Annotated in this window: 18 protein-coding genes; 8 read left to right on the top strand and 10 right to left on the bottom strand. The window is 40.9% G+C overall.

Annotated elements, in window-relative coordinates; genetic code table 11:
- Positions 1-275 precede the first annotated feature (275 nt).
- The 4 genes from IE056_RS07630 to thrA are packed head-to-tail and all read right to left on the bottom strand — an operon-like array spanning position 276 to position 5,868.
- Positions 276-1,154 carry a sterol desaturase family protein gene (locus IE056_RS07630; RefSeq protein WP_189604240.1) on the bottom strand — a complete coding sequence of 293 codons (879 nt, stop codon included), beginning with the start codon at positions 1,152-1,154 and terminating at the stop codon, positions 276-278.
- Positions 1,155-1,199: 45 nt separating this feature from the next.
- Positions 1,200-2,492, bottom strand: coding sequence for a threonine synthase (gene thrC, locus IE056_RS07625; RefSeq protein WP_189604109.1), 1,293 nt, complete (start codon positions 2,490-2,492; stop codon positions 1,200-1,202).
- 1 nt (position 2,493) lies between these two features.
- Positions 2,494-3,417: a homoserine kinase gene (locus tag IE056_RS07620; RefSeq protein WP_189604108.1), complete on the bottom strand. Its 924-nt coding sequence runs from the start codon at positions 3,415-3,417 to the stop codon at positions 2,494-2,496.
- Positions 3,418-3,420: 3 nt separating this feature from the next.
- Entirely contained in the window at positions 3,421-5,868 is a 2,448-nt protein-coding gene (thrA, locus tag IE056_RS07615; RefSeq protein ID WP_189604107.1) for a bifunctional aspartate kinase/homoserine dehydrogenase I, read from the bottom strand.
- A gap of 53 nt (positions 5,869-5,921) precedes the next feature.
- Between thrA and IE056_RS18605 the strand changes: the two genes are divergently transcribed.
- Positions 5,922-6,053, top strand: a complete 132-nt coding sequence (locus IE056_RS18605; RefSeq protein ID WP_262891443.1) for a hypothetical protein — start codon at positions 5,922-5,924, stop codon at positions 6,051-6,053.
- Between the two features lie 146 nt (positions 6,054-6,199).
- Here the strand turns inward: IE056_RS18605 and IE056_RS07610 are convergent, their stop codons facing one another.
- The 4 genes from IE056_RS07610 to IE056_RS07595 form a co-directional block, all read right to left on the bottom strand.
- Positions 6,200-7,663, bottom strand: a complete 1,464-nt coding sequence (locus IE056_RS07610) for an AAA family ATPase (protein WP_189604106.1) — start codon at positions 7,661-7,663, stop codon at positions 6,200-6,202.
- 128 nt (positions 7,664-7,791) lie between these two features.
- Positions 7,792-8,922: a vWA domain-containing protein gene (locus IE056_RS07605; RefSeq protein ID WP_189604105.1), complete on the bottom strand. Its 1,131-nt coding sequence runs from the start codon at positions 8,920-8,922 to the stop codon at positions 7,792-7,794.
- 237 nt (positions 8,923-9,159) lie between these two features.
- On the bottom strand, positions 9,160-9,423 hold the full coding sequence (locus IE056_RS07600; RefSeq protein ID WP_189604104.1) for a DUF202 domain-containing protein: 264 nt from the start codon (positions 9,421-9,423) through the stop codon (positions 9,160-9,162).
- A gap of 3 nt (positions 9,424-9,426) precedes the next feature.
- On the bottom strand, positions 9,427-9,804 hold the full coding sequence (locus tag IE056_RS07595) for a rhodanese-like domain-containing protein (protein WP_229793696.1): 378 nt from the start codon (positions 9,802-9,804) through the stop codon (positions 9,427-9,429).
- Positions 9,805-10,169: 365 nt separating this feature from the next.
- On the opposite strand from IE056_RS07595, the gene IE056_RS07590 reads away from it, so the two are divergent.
- The 5 genes from IE056_RS07590 to nadB all read left to right on the top strand — a co-directional run bounded on the left by IE056_RS07590 (position 10,170) and on the right by nadB (position 15,403).
- Complete coding sequence (locus IE056_RS07590; protein WP_189604103.1) at positions 10,170-11,462, top strand: sulfurtransferase; 1,293 nt, start codon at positions 10,170-10,172, stop codon at positions 11,460-11,462.
- Between the two features lie 284 nt (positions 11,463-11,746).
- Positions 11,747-12,214, top strand: a complete 468-nt coding sequence (locus IE056_RS07585; protein ID WP_189604102.1) for a hypothetical protein — start codon at positions 11,747-11,749, stop codon at positions 12,212-12,214.
- A gap of 92 nt (positions 12,215-12,306) precedes the next feature.
- On the top strand, positions 12,307-12,777 hold the full coding sequence (locus IE056_RS07580; protein WP_189604101.1) for a hypothetical protein: 471 nt from the start codon (positions 12,307-12,309) through the stop codon (positions 12,775-12,777).
- 165 nt (positions 12,778-12,942) lie between these two features.
- The gene (gene nadA, locus IE056_RS07575) at positions 12,943-13,887 is read left to right on the top strand and encodes a quinolinate synthase NadA (protein ID WP_189604100.1); all 945 of its coding nucleotides are present in this window, start codon (positions 12,943-12,945) and stop codon (positions 13,885-13,887) included.
- A gap of 4 nt (positions 13,888-13,891) precedes the next feature.
- A complete protein-coding gene (nadB, locus tag IE056_RS07570) occupies positions 13,892-15,403 on the top strand; it encodes an L-aspartate oxidase (protein WP_189604099.1) in 1,512 nt (503 codons plus the stop codon).
- Positions 15,404-15,443: 40 nt separating this feature from the next.
- On the opposite strand, the gene trhA is transcribed toward nadB, so the two are convergent.
- Positions 15,444-16,121: a PAQR family membrane homeostasis protein TrhA gene (trhA, locus tag IE056_RS07565; RefSeq protein ID WP_229793695.1), complete on the bottom strand. Its 678-nt coding sequence runs from the start codon at positions 16,119-16,121 to the stop codon at positions 15,444-15,446.
- Between the two features lie 134 nt (positions 16,122-16,255).
- Between trhA and IE056_RS07560 the strand changes: the two genes are divergently transcribed.
- On the top strand, positions 16,256-16,954 hold the full coding sequence (locus IE056_RS07560; RefSeq protein WP_229793694.1) for a M15 family metallopeptidase: 699 nt from the start codon (positions 16,256-16,258) through the stop codon (positions 16,952-16,954).
- 102 nt (positions 16,955-17,056) lie between these two features.
- Positions 17,057-17,404: a hypothetical protein gene (locus IE056_RS07555; RefSeq protein ID WP_189604098.1), complete on the top strand. Its 348-nt coding sequence runs from the start codon at positions 17,057-17,059 to the stop codon at positions 17,402-17,404.
- Positions 17,405-17,468: 64 nt separating this feature from the next.
- On the opposite strand, the gene IE056_RS07550 is transcribed toward IE056_RS07555, so the two are convergent.
- Positions 17,469-18,140 (bottom strand): response regulator, encoded by a 672-nt coding sequence (locus IE056_RS07550; protein WP_189604097.1) that lies wholly within the window; start codon positions 18,138-18,140, stop codon positions 17,469-17,471.
- Positions 18,141-18,147: the final 7 nt, after the last annotated feature.

The raw sequence follows: 18,147 nt of genomic DNA, 5'->3' as shown, positions 1-18,147 counted from the left end.
CTTAACTTTTTGTTAAAAACATTGGCGTCATATCTTTTTCAGCTGCCATTCTATCTGAATTAGTGTAAAAAATACGTCTAACAGGAATTCACAAAAATTTATAATTTTTTACCAGTAAACTACCTTTAAATTTTATTAAATTGATAATCCTGATAATTTTAAGGAAAAAATTGAATTGAAACTGAAAATAACAGGCATGATTTTGCCAGAAAGATAATTTGTTTGAATTAGCCGAATTCAAAGAAAGGCTGCCTTAGCGGGCAGCCTTAAATTTTTTAGTTTGTTTTGGATTTGAATGGCAATTTAAGCTGCTCCCAAAAAGTTTCAGGGAAATCCTCATCATTTTCAAAACCGGTTTTGACATCATCTGTAAAATCAGGAACATAAGCTGTCCTAAAAATATAATCCCAGAGACTCAATGTGAGCCCGAAATTTACTCCGTTTCTCCGGTCTTCGGGAAGTGCACGGCTATGATGCCAAATATGCATTTTTGGATTATTAAGTATATATTTTAAGGGGCCATAATCCCAACGCAGATTTGCGTGGTTTAAATGCCCTACCAGCACCGCAAACATATGTACCACAAAAAAATCTTTGATCCCAAAACCAATCATCGCCAGCGGAATATACTGCAGGGATTTGTATATCACGGTTTCCATAAAATGAAACCGGAACTGCGCTCCAAATCCCATTTCCTTCACGCTGTGATGCACCTGATGAAATTTCCAGAGAAAATCTGATTTATGTAACCACCGGTGCACGTTCCACTGTATAAAATCGGCAATGACCAACATGATGAGCAACTGCGCCCAGACGGGATATGATTGCACTTTAAAAGCAACCACATTCTCCATTCCGAAGAGATTAAGAAAATCATGAAACACGGCCACTCCTACATTAGAAATGGCGTTATATCCAATGAGAGAAAACAAAAAGAAATTGAAAAGAATATAAAAGGAATCCAGCCAAAAGCCTTTCCTGAAAATTTTCTGATTTCTACGCCACGGAATAATAATTTCCAGTAACCATATCAACAGGGAAAGCCCCAGAAGCCAGTAAAAATAACTGTTCCATACAGGACTCGTTATCTCTGAGACGAGATAATGAAAATAGCCCGTGAAGGAATTTGATAGTATGTTTAGATACTTTTCCAGCTTCAGAAATTATGAGTGAGCAGCAACTTTTTAAACTTCAAGCGACTAATGTAGCAAAAAAGCTTTCAACTCTTCGTAATCCCTAATCTCTTCAGATTTTTTTTCTTTCCGGCTCAACGCCCTGATATCTTCCGGAAGCTCAATTTTTTTATTCAGAACAGCTTCAATCGTTTCCAAGAATTTTACAGGATGCGCCGTCTCCAGGAACACTCCGTTATAATCCCGGTTCTTTTCTAAAAAAGCCTGAAGCCCCAGGTATCCCACCGCGCCATGAGGATCCATTACATACCCGTTTTTGTCGTACACTTGTTTAATGACCGATTTAGTCTGATCGTCATCAAAGCTATAAGAGGAAATAATGTTCCTCAGATCCTTAAAATTATTTTTAAAAAGCTCCTGAATCCTGACAAAATTACTCGGGCTTCCTACATCCATCGCATTGGAAATTGTCTGCACGCTTGGTTTAGGGTCATATTTTTCTGAGTCCAGATAACGGGTCACCACGTCATTGGCATTATTTGCTGCCACAAAATGAGTGATGGGCACCCCCATTTCCTTAGCCATTAGTCCGGCACAAATATTCCCGAAATTCCCGCTGGGAACAGAAAAAACCACTTTTTCCTTCTGCTCCAGTTGACGGTATGCCAGAAAATAATAGAACATTTGCGGTAGCCACCGCGCAACATTGATGGAATTTGCAGAAGTGAGTTTTCTTTTCTGCTGAATCTCCTCATCCAGAAATGCCTTTTTCACCATAGCCTGACATTCATCAAAAGCTCCGTTTACTTCAAGGGCAGTAATGTTTTTGCCGAGGGTTGTAAGCTGTTTCTCCTGAATTTCACTCACCTTTCCTTTAGGATACAGGATCACCACATCGATCCCGTCCACATCTAAAAATCCGTTGGCCACGGCTCCTCCCGTGTCACCTGAAGTTGCTACCAGTACTGTCACCTTTCCGATATTTCCTTTTTTGATGAAATAACCAAGGCTACCGGCCATAAATCGTGCGCCCACATCCTTAAAAGCCATCGTAGGACCATGGAAAAGCTCCAGCACATTCACATTCTCCTCTAGCTTCACCACGGGAAAATCGAAATCTAAGGTCGTTTCAATGATCTTATCCAGTTCGGCTTTTGGGATTTCATCACCCACAAAATTTTCAATGGCGTGATATCCAATTTCAGCTTTGGACAGGGAATCCATATTTCTGAAAAAAGAATCCGGTAACTTCTTGATTTCCTCCGGAAAATATAATCCTTTATCGGGTGCCAGGCCTTTGATGACTGCATCTTCAAAGCTGGAAAAATGCTCTTTATTGTTTAAACTGAAATATCTCATCCTATCCTAAAATTTTTATTCCTTCGTTACCGATCTTCGATAAATGCAGATCGAATTCTATTTCTTTTTCCTGATAAAACTCCTGAATCGCTTTTTTGACCTCTTCAGCTTTTTCTTCGCCACGGCACATTGCAAAAACCGAAGGCCCCGAACCTGAAATTCCGAAGCCGAGTGCTCCATGGTCTTTGGCGATTTTTTTAAGCTCATCAAAAAACGGAATGAGAATTGACCTCACCGGCTCGACTATCTCATCTTTCAGGCTCCTACCCAAAAGTCCGTAGTCTTCGGTATACAAAGCGCTCACCAGTGCCGCCAGATTCCCCCACTGATTAATTGCTTTTTTAAGGCTGATGCTTTGTTTGATGATCGACCGGGAATCCCTGGTGTTCACTTCGATCAACGGATGCAGAATCACCATGCGGAGTTCCGGCGGAGTTGGAAGTTTTAGAATTTCCAGCGGCTCGTAGCTTTTTACAAGGCTAAAGCCTCCCAAGAGCGCCGGCGCAACATTATCTGCATGTGCATTTCCGCTCGCCAGCCGCTCCCCTTCCATGGCAAACGGAATCAATTCCTGCAATGAAAAAGGTTCATTCAGCAGTTTATTTACTGCAAAAACAGCTCCGGCAGAACTGGCAGCGCTACTCCCAATTCCGCTACCGGATTTGATCTTTTTATAGATCTCTATATCAAACCCCTGATCACTATTCAACTTCTCCAGCATTGCTTTTACAGCAACCCCAGCAACATTCTTATCTGTTTCCAAAGGCAAATCCTGACCGGTTATTTTAGTGATCTTTACCTCCCGGGAATTGTTTTTCCTAATGAGCATTTCATCTCCCACCGTATCCAGGCAACAACCCAATACGTCAAATCCGCAGGAAAGGTTCGCAACAGTCGCAGGGGCGAAAATTTTTATTTCATCCATCCTTTACTTTTTTCCGATCCTTATTACGTCTGCGAAAATTCCGGAGGCAGTCACATCTGCACCTGCGCCCGCTCCTTTTACGATCAATGGCTGCTGACTATACCTGTCTGTAAAAAACAACACGATATTGTCACTCCCGCTTAAATTGTAGAACGGATGTTCGGGGCCTACTTGTTGTAATCCCACTTTAGCTTTTCCATCTTCCAGCTGAGCTACATATTTTAGCTGAGCATTATTTTCAGCTGCACTTTCGTACATCTTTTTAAAGTCGGGTTCGTCCTGTTTCAGTAGATCAAAAAAGACTTCATTTGATTCAGAATTCAGGCTTGCTTCAGAAAGGAAGCTGTCGTTTTCGATATCCCCCAGCTCCATTTCCAGTCCGCTTTCACGGGAAAGGATCAAAATCTTTCGGGCAACATCAATGCCGCTAAGGTCTATTTTTGGATCGGGTTCAGTGTAGCCTTCTTTCATGGCCGCTTCCACTACCTTGTAAAAAGGTTCTTCGCCTTTATAATTATTGAAAACAAAATTGAGACTTCCGGAAAGTACCGCCTGAATTTTTGTTACTCTATCCCCCGAAGCTACGAGGTTCTTAAGGGTATCAATAATTGGTAATCCTGCACCCACGTTGGTTTCATAGAGGAAGGAAGCTCCGTATTCCCGGGAGAGATCCTGCAGCCTTGTATATCCCTGGAAGTCCTGAGAGCAGGCAATCTTATTACAGGTCACCACAGAAATGGAATTTCCGAGGTAGGCACTGTAGAGGGAAGAGATCTCTGCACTTGCGGTGTTATCCACAAAAATGCTGTTCCTTAAATTCAGTTCTTTTACCTTTTCAAAAAAGGCTTTCTGATCTGCTTTTTCTCCTTCTTCGATCAGGTCCTGCCATTTATCAAGATCAAGTCCGTTCTCATCAAAGATCATTTTCCGGGAATTTGAAAGTCCGAGGATCCTTACCTTCAGTCGCAGTTTATCCAGTAAATACTGCTCCTGACTCTTCAACTGATTCAGCAGTTTACTCCCAACATTTCCGACGCCGGTAATGAACAGGTTGAGTTCTTTTGACGGAACTTCGAAAAACTGCTCGTGAAGGACATTGAGTGCCTTTGTAACATCTTTCTTTGCGATCACGGCAGAAATATTCCTTTCAGATGATCCCTGTGCAATGGCCCTGATGTTAATATTGTTATTTCCCAGTGCACTGAACATTTTTCCGCTCAATCCATGATGGCTCTTCATCCTGTCCCCAACCAATGCAACGATGGCCACCTTATCTTCAACCTCCACAGCTTTGATCTTATGACTTTGGATCTCTACTTCAAAAGCTTCATTCAAAGCCAGTTTTGCAGCTTCGGCCTCGTCTCCTTTTACGGCAATGCAAATACTATGTTCAGAAGAAGCCTGGGTAATTAATACCACGTTGATATTTTCATGAAAAAGGACGTCAAAACAACGTTTTGAAAAACCCGGAATACCTACCATTCCGCTGCCTTCGATATTCACGAGCTTGACAGAATCAATATGTGTAATTCCTGTCACCCATCTGAAATTCTCCTGGCTACCTTTCGAGATCAATGTTCCTTCCTCTTCGGGCCTGAAAGTGTTTTTTATATGGATCTCGATTCCCTTGTTCAGCAAGGGCTGAAGTGTGGGTGGATATAACACCTTGGCTCCAAAATGAGATAATTCCATCGCTTCCTGATAAGAAATATTCTTTAGCGAATACGCCTGCGGGACGATGTTTGGATTTGCCGTGTACATTCCATCTACATCAGTATACACTGTAAGCCTCTCTACATTAAGAGCCCCGGCAAAGATCGCTGCTGTAAAATCTGATCCTCCCCTACCTAAAGTGCTGGGGATTCCCTGCTCATTTCTGGCCACAAATCCAGGGGCCACAAAGATATTGGCTTCATGTTCAGAAAAGAAATCTTCAATATTATTATAGGTTTTCTCATAATTCACCTGGATCTTTTCATTGGTATTTTTACAAACAATAAGCTCCCTGGAATCAACAAACTGAACTTCTTCTCCCAGACTTCTAAAATATTCTGTAATAATAAGAGAAGAAAGAATCTCCCCGTAGCCTGCAATCACGTGTTTTGTTCTGTTGGAAAGCTCGTTGAGCAGGTAAACCCCTTCATACAGGGTTTCCAGCCGGTTGAATTCATTCTTGACCTTACTTAAAATACTGCTTTGATCTTTTACGGGAATAAGGGTTTTTACCGCTTCCAGATGCCGTTTTTCATTTTTCTCCAGAAGATCTTTGTAGGTTAGATCTTCATCGGCAGCTAATTCTGCCATTTTGAGAAGGTCATTGGTTACTCCTCCAAAAGCCGAAAATACAGCCACCGTATTTTTTTCCTGTGCTTTCTTCTGAACAATTTCAGCAACTTTTTTTATACGATCTGGGGATGCCACAGAGGAGCCTCCGAATTTCAAAATATTCATAATATGGTTTTAGTTGATTAAAGGATTATTTGCCTGCTTAAAAGCAAATAGGAATGCGGACGGAATATATTGCTTACTACCCCAAAGGGGTAATCGTAGTAGAAATAATCATCATGCCAGCCATCATAGCAGAAGTTGTAGAAGTAAATATGGACTGGTCGTTTCTCATTATCAGTATAAACTGATGGTAAATGTATATATTTTTAACTATAAAAGAAATGAAAAATCACATTTTCGACAAGAAATATGAAATTCTGAATTAGGGAATAAAAAAATGCCTCATCCATAAAATGATGAGGCATTTTTTGTTTTTTCTGTAATGAAAAGTTATTTAAAGTCCGCTGATATAGCTTCCGTAGAGATCCTTGAACTGAAGACCTTCAGAAAAGCGGAATTTATTGAGTTTTCTGTATTCCACCAATCCCCATAGTAAAAACTCCTTCAGGAAGTAGCTATCCTGCTCTGGGATATCTTTTTGGTATTTTTTGATAAGCTCGTTTAGAGGCGGAATTGAATTGAGCTGTTTTTTGTATTCTTCATCGGATATATCATCCAGAAGTTCAAATCCCGATTCTGAAAAGAACCACTCCACAAGATCATTGTACGGACTCTCTGCATCTGCTTTTTCCAGCTTCTCAATCTTCGGAAAGAAATCGGGGAACAAGGTCTTCACAGCATCACCAATCAATTGATGGGCAACGGTAGCGCTTCCCTCCTGCTCTCCTTCATAAACCAGCTCTACTTTTCCGGTTATTGCCGGGATAACTCCGAGGAAATCGCCAAACCTCAACAGCGTTTTATCTTCTCCGTTCTTAATGGCCCGGCGTTCGGCTGTACTTAGCAGGTTTTCAAAAGCCGAAATACTCATCCTGGCACTAATCCCGCTTCGAGCATCTATAAATTCATTGTCGCGGGCTTCGAAACTAATCTGTTCCAGCAGGTCTTTTGCCAGTTCGGGAACATGTATCATATTCTGCTGACGTTCATCCAGCCTTGCCTCCTGTTGTGTAATGGATTTTGCAATCTCAATTGATTTAGGATAATGGGTAAGGATCTGAGATCCTATCCTGTCTTTTAAGGGAGTCACAATGCTTCCGCGGTTTGTATAATCTTCGGGGTTTGCAGTAAAAATAAACTGCATATCCAGCGGAAGTCTCAGTTTAAATCCCCTTATCTGGATATCGCCTTCCTGAAGTATGTTGAACAAAGCCACCTGGATCCTTGCCTGCAAATCGGGCAATTCGTTGATCACAAAAATACTTCTGTTCGCCCGCGGAATCATTCCGAAGTGGATCACCCGGTCATCGGCATAACTCAGTTTCAGGTTTGCGGCTTTTATTGGGTCAACATCACCAATAAGATCGGCCACCGTAACATCTGGGGTAGCAAGTTTTTCAAAGAACCGCTCCTCACGGTGCACCCAGGAAATAGGTGTATCATCCCCTTTTTCCTTCAGAAGTTCTTTTGCAAATCTTGAAATTGGCTTTAAAGGATCATCATTGATTTCAGATCCTTCCACCACCGGAATCCATTCATCCAGAAGGTTTACCATTAGCCTAGCCAGCCTGGTTTTTGCCTGCCCGCGCAGCCCCAGCAAATTGATATTATGTTTAGATAGAATAGCTCTTTCCAGCTCTGGAATTACAGTGTGTTCATACCCGTGAATCCCTTCAAAAGCCGCTTCTCCTTTTTTAATTCGTTCTATTAGATTTTGTCTTAGCTCTTCTTTTATACTCTTGCTTTGGTAACCTGATTTTTTCAGTGTTCCAAAATTTTTAATATCTTCTTTTTTCATGTGTTCTTTTTAATGCAGTGGTAAATGTTAGGCAGCTGGCTTTTTCACAGCCGTCATTTAAAATATTTCAGGAAATGTCAAAAAACTGTAAAAAATTACTGTTACTCCTCTTATTACTGAACCTATGTTTAACCTTTTATCCTTCTTTTTCTATTCGCTTCATAATCTTCAAAGATCATTTCCCCCAGCCCTTTTAGTCCGGTGAAAAATGCCTTCCCCTGGTTCGCCTGCGTAAACTCCCGCACAAAACGCTCGAGGTAGGGATCCTGTGCAATCATGAACGTGGTGATGGGAATATGTAATTTTCTTGCCTGCCGTGCGGCATTGTAACATTTGTCAACAATATAGGAATCAAGCCCCATACTGTTCTTGTAATATGTACCATCCCTTTCCCTGATGCAGCTCGGTTTGCCGTCGGTGATCATAAATATCTGTTTATTGGTATTTCGTTTTCGGCGCAAAAGATCCATCGCCAGTTGCAAGCCTGCAACAGTGTTGGTATGATAAGGCCCTACATTAAGATACGGCAGATCTGCAATGGAAATTGCCCAGGCATCATTTCCAAAGACCAGAATATCCAAAGTATCTTTCGGATAGCGGGTAGTAATGAGTTCTGCGAGCGCCATGGCCACCTTTTTCGCAGGGGTGATTCTGTCTTCGCCGTAGAGGATCATACTATGGCTAATGTCGATCATTAAAACGGTGCTCATCTGGGATTTATGATGAGTTTCCTCGACCACAAGATCATCTTCGGTCATTTTGAAATCGCCTGTACCGTGATTTATCTGCGCATTTCTCAGACTTTCGGTCATGGAGATTTTATCAAGTGGATCTCCATAATGGAAATCTTTGAACTCCCCGGTATGTTCATCTCCCATTCCCTGTCGTTTGGTAGAATGGTTACCCGATTTACTTTTTCTAAGGTTTCCGAAAATGTGGTTTAGTGCCTGCTGCCGAATGGCTCTTTCGGTCTTCGCCGTAATGGCCATCCCACCATTACCGTCGGGATCAATTTCTTCACGAATATATCCCTTCTTCTTAAGGTCCTCAATAAAATCATCGATCGAATAATCCTCTGTTGTGAGGCTATATTCCACATCGAGCTGCCGCAACCATTCAATAGCTTCGTCAAAATCTCCCGAAGTATGGGTGATCAATTCCTTGAAAATCTCAAAAAGTTTATCAAAAGGGGAAATATCCGGCTCTTCGTATTTTTTGAATACAAAGCCTTTTCTTACTGCTTCATTCTTCTTTTTCATAAGATTTAAAGTTAAGGCATTTTCAACAGAATCTGAAGTAGAAAATCTGCTTAAATAAATGTTCCTGAAATTTTTACTGCTGAAGGTTCAGGAGTAAAGGTATTTTCCGGCTTCTATTTCCTGAAGGAACGCTCCTGAATTATTGGAAAATTGCAGATAAAGCAGATTTCCCCGAATGAGGAAATTTTATCCGAAGCATCTGAAGTGACTAAAATGAGCTAGAAAAGACCAATTAAATCAATCCTGGTGATATTTCCTGATGTGCCTTTTCACGTATATAAAACGCCCAACTCCAATCGTGAGGATTATTGGTGCCACAATAACAAGAAAAACACCAAGTCCGTACATTTCCTCGAGGACCTCTACTTTTAAAATGGCTATTCCGGAGCTTAAGATTACTACAAAGGTGCGAAAATAAGCTAAAAATGTTCTTTCATTAGCCATCCGCGTTCTGTCAATAGCCAGCCAGTCGCGGGTGATCAATTCTTCTTTCTTTGGCATAAATTACTCTTTAACAAACTCTTTCCAGGCCAGGAATCCGCCTTTAAGATCAACAATTTTTGTAAAGCCCATATCGGCGAGTTCTTTGGCCGCTTTTCCGCTGCGGTTACCACTTTTGCAGTAGAGATATACAGGTTTTTCACGTTCCAGTTGAGAAAACTGAGCTAAGAAATCATTTGAATGAAAATTTATATTTTTAGCTCCTTCTATATGGCTTTCCGCAAACTCTTCGGGAGTTCTTACATCAATTAAATGTATTTGTTCACTCCTTATCTGCTCCTGATATTCGGCAGGCGAAATTACTTCAAAACCTTTCTGCTCCTGTGCAAAAGAAACAGAGGTTAACATTGTAATTAGTAAGATTAAAAAAAACTTTTTCATAAGAGTAAAGATACAAATTTGATGTTATTGCAAAACAGCATTTTGCCTTCATACATTGCTGCACTTTCTATACCAAAGATAAACCCCCAGAATAATTCCTAAGAGAAAAAACCTGACCGAAGTCCTTTAAAAATTATCTCTGCCGGAATGTGCTTTAAAATTTAATCCTGTTATCTATAGGATCAAAAATCAGATAAAATGATACTTCTAAAAAGCATTAATTACGAAAGTTTCTACTGTTCCAAATTTTTAGTTAAAGCTTTTATAGCTTCTAAAGGAAAAAGGGAATTTTTTACTAGATTTACGAAAAGGCCTTTAAACACAGGCTTTTTTAAATAAAAATCACCTAAAAAGAACGAGCTGGAATGAGCCATTATAAAGAAGTGACCACCAAAGAACTCCTAAAACGCAAAGAAAAAGGAGCAAAAATCATTGATGTAAGATCTGTAAATGCATATAATGGATGGAAATTAAAAAATGAAGGCAGAGGCGGACATATAAAAGGAGCTAAATCACTTCCCATAAAATGGACAAAATACATGGACTGGATTGAAAGTGTGCGCCACAAGGAAATTCTTCCGGAAGATGAACTTATTCTCTACGGCTATACTGCTGAAGAAAGCCAAAAAGTAGCAGCCCATTTTGAAAAGGCAGATTATCCAAACATTTCAGTTTATAATAGCTTTTTGGAAGAATATGTTCACGATGAGTCCCTGCCAATGGAGAAGCTGGCGAATTACCGGCACCTGGTTTCGGCGCAATGGGTTCATCAACTAATTTCCGGAGAAAAACCTTCAGAATATACCAATGATAAATATGTGGTAGTTCATTCCCACTATCGCAACCGTAATGCTTATTTGACTGGCCATATTCCGGGTGCCATTGATATGGATACCAATGCGCTGGAATCACCGGAAACCTGGAACCGCCGCAGTCCCAAAGAGCTGAAAAAAGCCCTTGAAGAGCATGGGATCACAGCAGACACCACCGTGGTTTTATACGGGAAATTCATGTTCCCCGACAATGATGATGAATTTCCCGGCAGTGCAGCCGGAGACATTGGGGCTATAAGAAATGCTTTTATCATGATGTATGCCGGCGTCAAAGACGTGCGGGTACTCAACGGTGGATTCCAGTCATGGGAAGATGCGGGCTATGATATTAGTACGGAAGATGTACCGAAAAATCCGGTAGGTGATTTCGGGGCAGAGATTCCTGCAAATCCAGAACTGGCGGTAGATGTTCCCGAAGCAAAACACATGCTGGCAGCAGCAGATTCCGAACTGGTATGCGTACGCAGTTATCCGGAGTATATTGGAGAAGTAAGCGGTTATAATTATATAGAGGCAAAAGGCCGGATTCCCGGAGCTGTGTTTGCCGACTGTGGAAGTGATGCCTATCACATGGAAAACTACCGAAATGTTGACCATACCACCCGCGAATTCCATGAGACAGCAGAAATCTGGAAAAAAAACGGAATCACTCCCGACAAACACCTTGCTTTCTACTGCGGAACAGGCTGGCGCGGTAGTGAAGCCTGGTTTAATGCCTGGCTCATGGGCTGGCCCCACGTATCGGTTTATGACGGTGGCTGGTTTGAATGGAGCAATGATCCTGAAAACCCATACGAGACCGGAGTTCCGGAGGAAATGGCGTAATAGGAGCCTTTCTATATCAGCTAAGAGATTGTCTAAAATTACTTTGTACGTGAACCTGTCCCGGTGCTTCGGGAGTATCAGGGTCTAATGAATTCTGAAATCATAATATTAAAATTCTGAAATAAACTCAGAATAACGTTTGAAGATTTTTTTAGACAGCCTATTTGCTTCTCTAACATTATAGTCAAGAATCAGGTTATTTCTGCAGTTTCCCGGCGAGGCTTTCTTACATCCTTTTGAAATTGCCTCACAAATCATTATATTGAATATCAAAGTATTACATTATGAAAACTACGGTAATTTTAGCTCTGCTTTTCAGTATATTTTCTACCGGTTGTAAAGACAACCGTCAAACGGAAAAAGTAAATCCAACCATAGATCATGAAGAAGCCGTTCATCCTGAACAAGTTGGCTGGGAAGATGATATAGAACTGGACAATGGAAAACAATGGCAGGTAGACAGAGGAACCACAGAAGGAGTTCAGGGGATGTCGGGGATTCTAAAAGACAGTGATCCTGGCACCGTGGAGGAATACAGGGAATTGGGAAAGCGTATGGAAGAAGAAAGAAACGCCCTCGAAAATAACCGCACCCGGGAAGAAAGTCCGTCTAACGACAATCTGAATATTTATATGGATGCACTTAACGAAAAAATTCGGGAGCTTCAGGAAGTAGAATCTGTAGAAGAAGGCAGCCGAATCAAATCTGAACTGGAGCAACATTTCTACGCCTGGTCAAATTATTTCGTATAATCTGAAAATTCTCACTCTTTATATTTCCCGAACCTGACTCAAATCATATTCCGGCAGGCGCAAAGCAGCTACTTTTGGTGAAAATCCAAACCATGAAAAAGTCAGTTGCTTTACTTTGTATTCTTTTCACTGCGTTAATAGGTTGTGAGGATCAGAAAAATGCAGAACAACCTGCATTGGAAGAAGTCCATCAGCAACATAATTCAGAGCGTCCCGATCCCATGGCCTGGGAATCAAAAATACAACTTGATAAAGGACAGCAATGGAAAGCTAACAAAGCAACTACCGAAGGGGTGCAAAATATGTTGTTACTGTTAAAGGAAACTTCAACAGCATCTTTGGAAAATTACCAAAAGCTTGGGGATGATCTTGCCGAAGAACTTAATACCCTGATTTCTGAATGTAACATGAAAGGCCCATCCCACGACAATCTTCATATTTATCTCAAACCTTTAATCGTACATATTGCTCAGTTAAAAGAAGTTAATTCACAAACAGAAGGAGAAAAGATTTCTTCAGAAATTGAAGCACACCTGCAGGCTTATAGAATATACTTTATATAAAAGCAAAAAAATGAACCGTAGGTCAGGATTCTCCCCCATTTCCTGACTTCGGTCATAAAATAAGGGCTCAGTTGCCCTTATTTTTGTTTTAGATAAAAGCAAAATCGGATTTTCTACCTGAAATTTTCAGTAAGAAATTTTTACGATCTATTATAACTATTGTAAATGAATACAATTACAACAGATAATAAAAGTCTACAGCAACGGCTAAAAGCATTAAAAGAGGAGAAAAACGCGGTGATCCTGGCACACTATTACCAGGAACCTGACATTCAGGAAGTGGCCGATTTTATAGGAGATAGTCTGGAACTGGCGAAAAAAGCAGCGCAAACTTCTGCAGATATCATCGTTTTTGCAGGCGTACATTTTATGGCCGAAACAGCAAAGATCCTAAATCCTTCAAAAAAAGTATTATTGCCCGATCTTAATGCCGGCTGCTCCCTCGCCGAGAGTTGCCCTCCCGATGCTTTTCAGAATATAAAAAGTGAATACCCCGATCATGTGGTGGTAACCTATATTAATTGTTCGGCAGAGATTAAGGCCATGAGTGACCTGGTGTGCACCTCATCTAATGCTGAAAAGATAATAAATTCGATTCCGGAGGAGAAAGAAATAATTTTTGCGCCCGATAAAAACCTTGGCAGGTACCTTATCGAAAAAACCGGAAGAAACATGTTGCTTTGGGACGGCGCCTGCATTGTACATGAAGCTTTTTCACTGGACAAGCTTCTTGAACTTTACAAAGAACATCCCTCGGCAATGATCATTGCCCATCCCGAATCTGAAGATCATATTCTGAAAACAGCAAATTATATAGGTTCCACTTCGGGAATGTTGAATTTTGTAAAAAACAGCGATCACGACACCTTCATCGTGGCTACAGAGGCAGGGATCCTGCACCAGATGCAGAAGGATGTACCCCATAAAACCCTTATTCCTGCTCCTGCCAAAGAAGATAATACCTGTGCCTGCAGTGAATGTGCTTTTATGAAAATGAATACGCTTCAAAAATTATACAACTGTCTTGAAAAAGAAACACCGGAGATCCTGCTGGAGGAGAGTCTCATGAAAAAAGCGCACCTCCCCATTCAACGTATGCTGGAAATATAAAAAGATGAAAACAGATGTGCTGGTAATAGGTTCGGGAATTGCAGGGTTGAGCTTCGCAATAAAAACAGCCGAAAAAAGACCCGATCTTGATATTATTGTGCTTACCAAAAACAGCAAAGATGTATGTAATACAGCACATGCTCAAGGTGGAATGGCTGTGGTTCTGGACCAGATTAGTGACAGTTTTGAACAGCATACAGAAGATACCATTAGGGCGGGAAAAGGTCTAAACGAGCGAAACATCGTGGAAATGGTAGTATCCCAGGCGCCCGAAAGATTGCTGGAACTTATTGAATGGGGTGCGAAATTTGATGAAGACCGTTATGGAGACCTGGAATTGGGTCTGGAAGGCGGCCATTCCCAGAAAAGAATTATTCATCACCGGGATCTTACCGGCCGGGAAATTTACACTAAGCTGCGTCTTAAAGCAAAATCTTTGGAAAGCATCCAATTTATAGATAATTATTTTGTGACAGACTTGCTTGTGGGCCGCTCTTTATGTACAGGAGTAACTGTGTTGGACAAGGAAGACAACCAGTACAAAAATATTTTCTCAAAAATCACTTTTCTCGCATCTGGTGGCAGCGGAATGATCTTTGAAAACACCACCAATCCCGCTGTAGCAACGGCCGATGGATTGGCCATGGCGTATCGTGCAGGAGCCAGCATCAGGGACATGAGCTATATCCAGTTCCATCCCACTGCACTTTACGAAAAGGATAAACATCCTTTATTTCTCATTTCTGAAGCTGTGCGCGGCTTTGGGGCGTACGTGGTGAACCATAAGGGCAATCGCTTCTTGCTCCAGCACGATCATCGGGGCGAATTGGCCACACGGGATATTGTTTCTGAAGCCATCGTAAAAGAATTAAAAATTTCAGGAGAGAAGTCGGCTTTTCTGGATTGCAGGCATCTGGATTATGCAGATTTTCAAGAACATTTTCCTACCATCGTTTCATACTGCCTGTCCATCGGTATCGATATCCGGATAGACCTCATCCCCATTGTACCTGCAGCACATTACCAATGCGGCGGAATTGCTGTGGATGTATTCGCCCGGACTTCTGTAAAGAATCTTTACGCATCGGGAGAATGTGCGCACACCGGTCTTCACGGAGCCAACCGTCTTGCTTCCAATTCTCTTTTGGAAGCACTGGTTTTCTCTCACCAGGCTGCAAAAGTGGTCCTTCAGGAAATAGATTTGATCAAAGCCCCGGAAACTAATGCAAACCTTTCAGAAAAACATACAGGACCAGAAGCCGATCCTACGATCATTAGCAGTTTAAAGATTCGTCTCAATGAACTTATGACTTATGATCTTCTCTATTCCTCCGGAAAAGATGAAAAAGAAGGGGCTCTACAACAACTTTTAATGCTTCTGGAGATACTTCGGGAAGATACTCCGTTTAATACGGGTACAACGGAATTTTATGAGTTGAGAAATATGGTTCAAACCGCGGTATTAATTCTTGAAGATGCCATTCAGCATTCAAAAAGCAGAGTGATCCATATCTAGCCTCTTCAGAAAAGCAGTCTCTTTTATAAGATTCAGCTGATTATGTTAAAACATAGAGGTAAATGGAAATAAAGTGGCAGAAAGTTCCCAGCAGTACAAAAACGTGAAAAATGGCATGATTGAATTTAATCCTGTCCATGCTGAAAAATAAGGCACCAATGGTGTAGGCGATCCCTCCCGCCGCCAGCCACAGCAACCCTTCAACCGATAAATTATCCACCAGAGGTTTTACAGCGAATACAATGATCCACCCCATAACCACATACATAATGGTAGAAAGTGTTCTGTATTTTCCTATAAAGAACAATTTTAAGATCGCACCTGCCAAGGCCATTCCCCATATTGTTCCAAAAATGATCCACCCCGTAGTGCCCTGCAACGTTACCAGCGAGAAAGGAGTGTAAGTGCCGGCGATGAGAATGTAAATAGAAGCATGGTCAAGAATGTTCAGCTTGTACCTCCATCCCGGCTTTTTTGCGTTGTGATAAAAGGTGGAAGCCGCATATAATAGGATCATGCTGGCACCAAAAATGCTGAAACTTACCAGGTGAACCGTTTCTCCAAGTTTACTTGCACGCCAAACCAGGAGGACGAGTCCAAGAATACTGAGTCCCAATCCAAATGCGTGAGAAATAACATTTAATTTTTCCTCAAAAGGCGGATATGTTTTTTGATCTTTGCTCATGGTGTAAGCCCTGGAAATAAAAGAATAGTTCATGCAAAAATAACAAACTAAAAGGGAACCCTTTTCTTCTCCGGAAGCTTTGTTTGGCTGGTTTTGGAATTTTCTTCAGGTGTGTGGATTATCACCAAAATTACTATCTTGAAAGCTTCTGAAAATCATCTTTTATTATGAACATGAACAAACTCCATAGAATTATATTCGGAATAACATTTTTGCTCCCTGTACTTTTTTTCGGCCAAAATGACCGGGAAACTTATCCCCCCAAAGGATTTGTTTACGTACATAAAGTGATACCTGAAGTTGCTTATGATATTCGGTATGCAGGAGACCATAACTTTATAGGAGAACCTATTGAAGGATACAAAAATCCTGTGGCGCTGCTAACTTCAGAAGCTGCAGATGCTTTAAGAAAAGTACAACAGGAATTAAAAAATCAGGGATACCAGTTAAAAGTTTTTGATGCTTACCGGCCTCAGCAGGCTGTAAATCATTTTATAGCATGGGCAAAGGATACAGCTGCTACCCAGATGAAACCGGAATTTTATCCCGAGGTCGATAAAAAGGATTTATTTAAACTGGATTATATCGCGAGCAGATCTGGACATACCCGTGGCAGCACGGTAGATCTAACCATTATTGACTCTACATCGGGAAAAGAACTGGATATGGGAAGTTCGTACGATTTTTTTGGAGAGATTTCTCATCATGGTGCTCCCGGAATTACCCCTAAACAGGAAAGGAACAGATCTTTACTCAAAAACACCATGCAAAAACACGGTTTTCGTCCGTTGGCAACAGAATGGTGGCATTACACTTTAGAAAACGAACCTTATCCAGATACTTATTTTAAATTTCCGGTGAAATAATCCCAACTTTACTACCAAGTCACTGATTATTAGTAAACAATTAAATTTTTATATCAATAAATTGTTTATTTTTGCTCCCGCACCCCCAAAGTAAATTTAAATATGGACCTGATAATTGCTTTAGTTTCTATAGACATTATTGCTTCAAAATTCCTGAATTGCTACATTACCTCGGAAAGGCTGAGTGGTACCGACGAGAAAAGGTTTTCGATCTTCGGAAGGTTTTTTGAAAGACTGGGTTTTAAAAATGATAACTGGCTTTCCTTTTATTTTACAATTTTCCTTGTGGTGATATCTGCTTATGCTTTGACCACATTTTTTACAGGAACTGCATTTAAAGTACTCTATATTTTTACGGGATTATTTACGATCATTCTTAATTTAGGAGCTGCTCACAGCAGTTACTTCGGAAGAAAGAATTTTATTACCGAAAAACTCCTTCAGAATTAGAAAATTAAAAATCCTAAAGAGAACTTTTACCTTGTAATCAGCCTCTTCAGAAGATTGACATATACTAGAGGAAACCGAGCTCACGCGCCTTATTTATTAAAGTAATATCCCGGAGGTCTTCCACACCGAAAGCTTCTCTCATTATTTTCTTTCTCTTTTCAATGGCCGCCAGGGAAACAGGAACAACATCTGGTAATTCTTTTGTTTTTACCCCGCAGGACAAATGGTAAAGTATATCACGATCGGTCTTATCTACGTAAAAATCATTGACAATTTGTTTTCTCATTAGATCCTGCACTGTCTGGCTGCTATAAGTCTGTCCTTCCAGTACCGTATCAAACGCAAACAAAAATTCTGTCGCAGTAACATCACTTTTTATCATAAAGGCTTCCGGCCTAAGGCTCTTAAGGATTGAGAGTAACCGGATATTCTGAACAAACATCGTGAGCACGATCAATTTAGTGTTGGGGGAAGATTGCCTTATCTTTTTCCCCAGGTCTTCTCCAGAGGAAATTTCCCTGTTCTTTGAGGGGGGCAGGCCAATATCCAGAAACACGACATCATAGAAACTGTCATTTATTGAAGTTTCTATTTTATCATTGGCCTCATCTGAAGTATTTGCGGTGTCTATAATAAGCCGATAGGAATCTGATCTATTATCCAGAAGCACTTTTTTGTAACCTTCTATGATAATAGGATGATCATCGACCATTAGGATCCTGAGTTCTTTAGTCATTGATTAA

This window comes from Salinimicrobium marinum (assembly GCF_014651535.1).
Classification (GTDB): Bacteria; Bacteroidota; Bacteroidia; order Flavobacteriales; family Flavobacteriaceae; genus Salinimicrobium; species Salinimicrobium marinum.
This window is presented reverse-complemented; position numbering and strand designations above follow the sequence as displayed.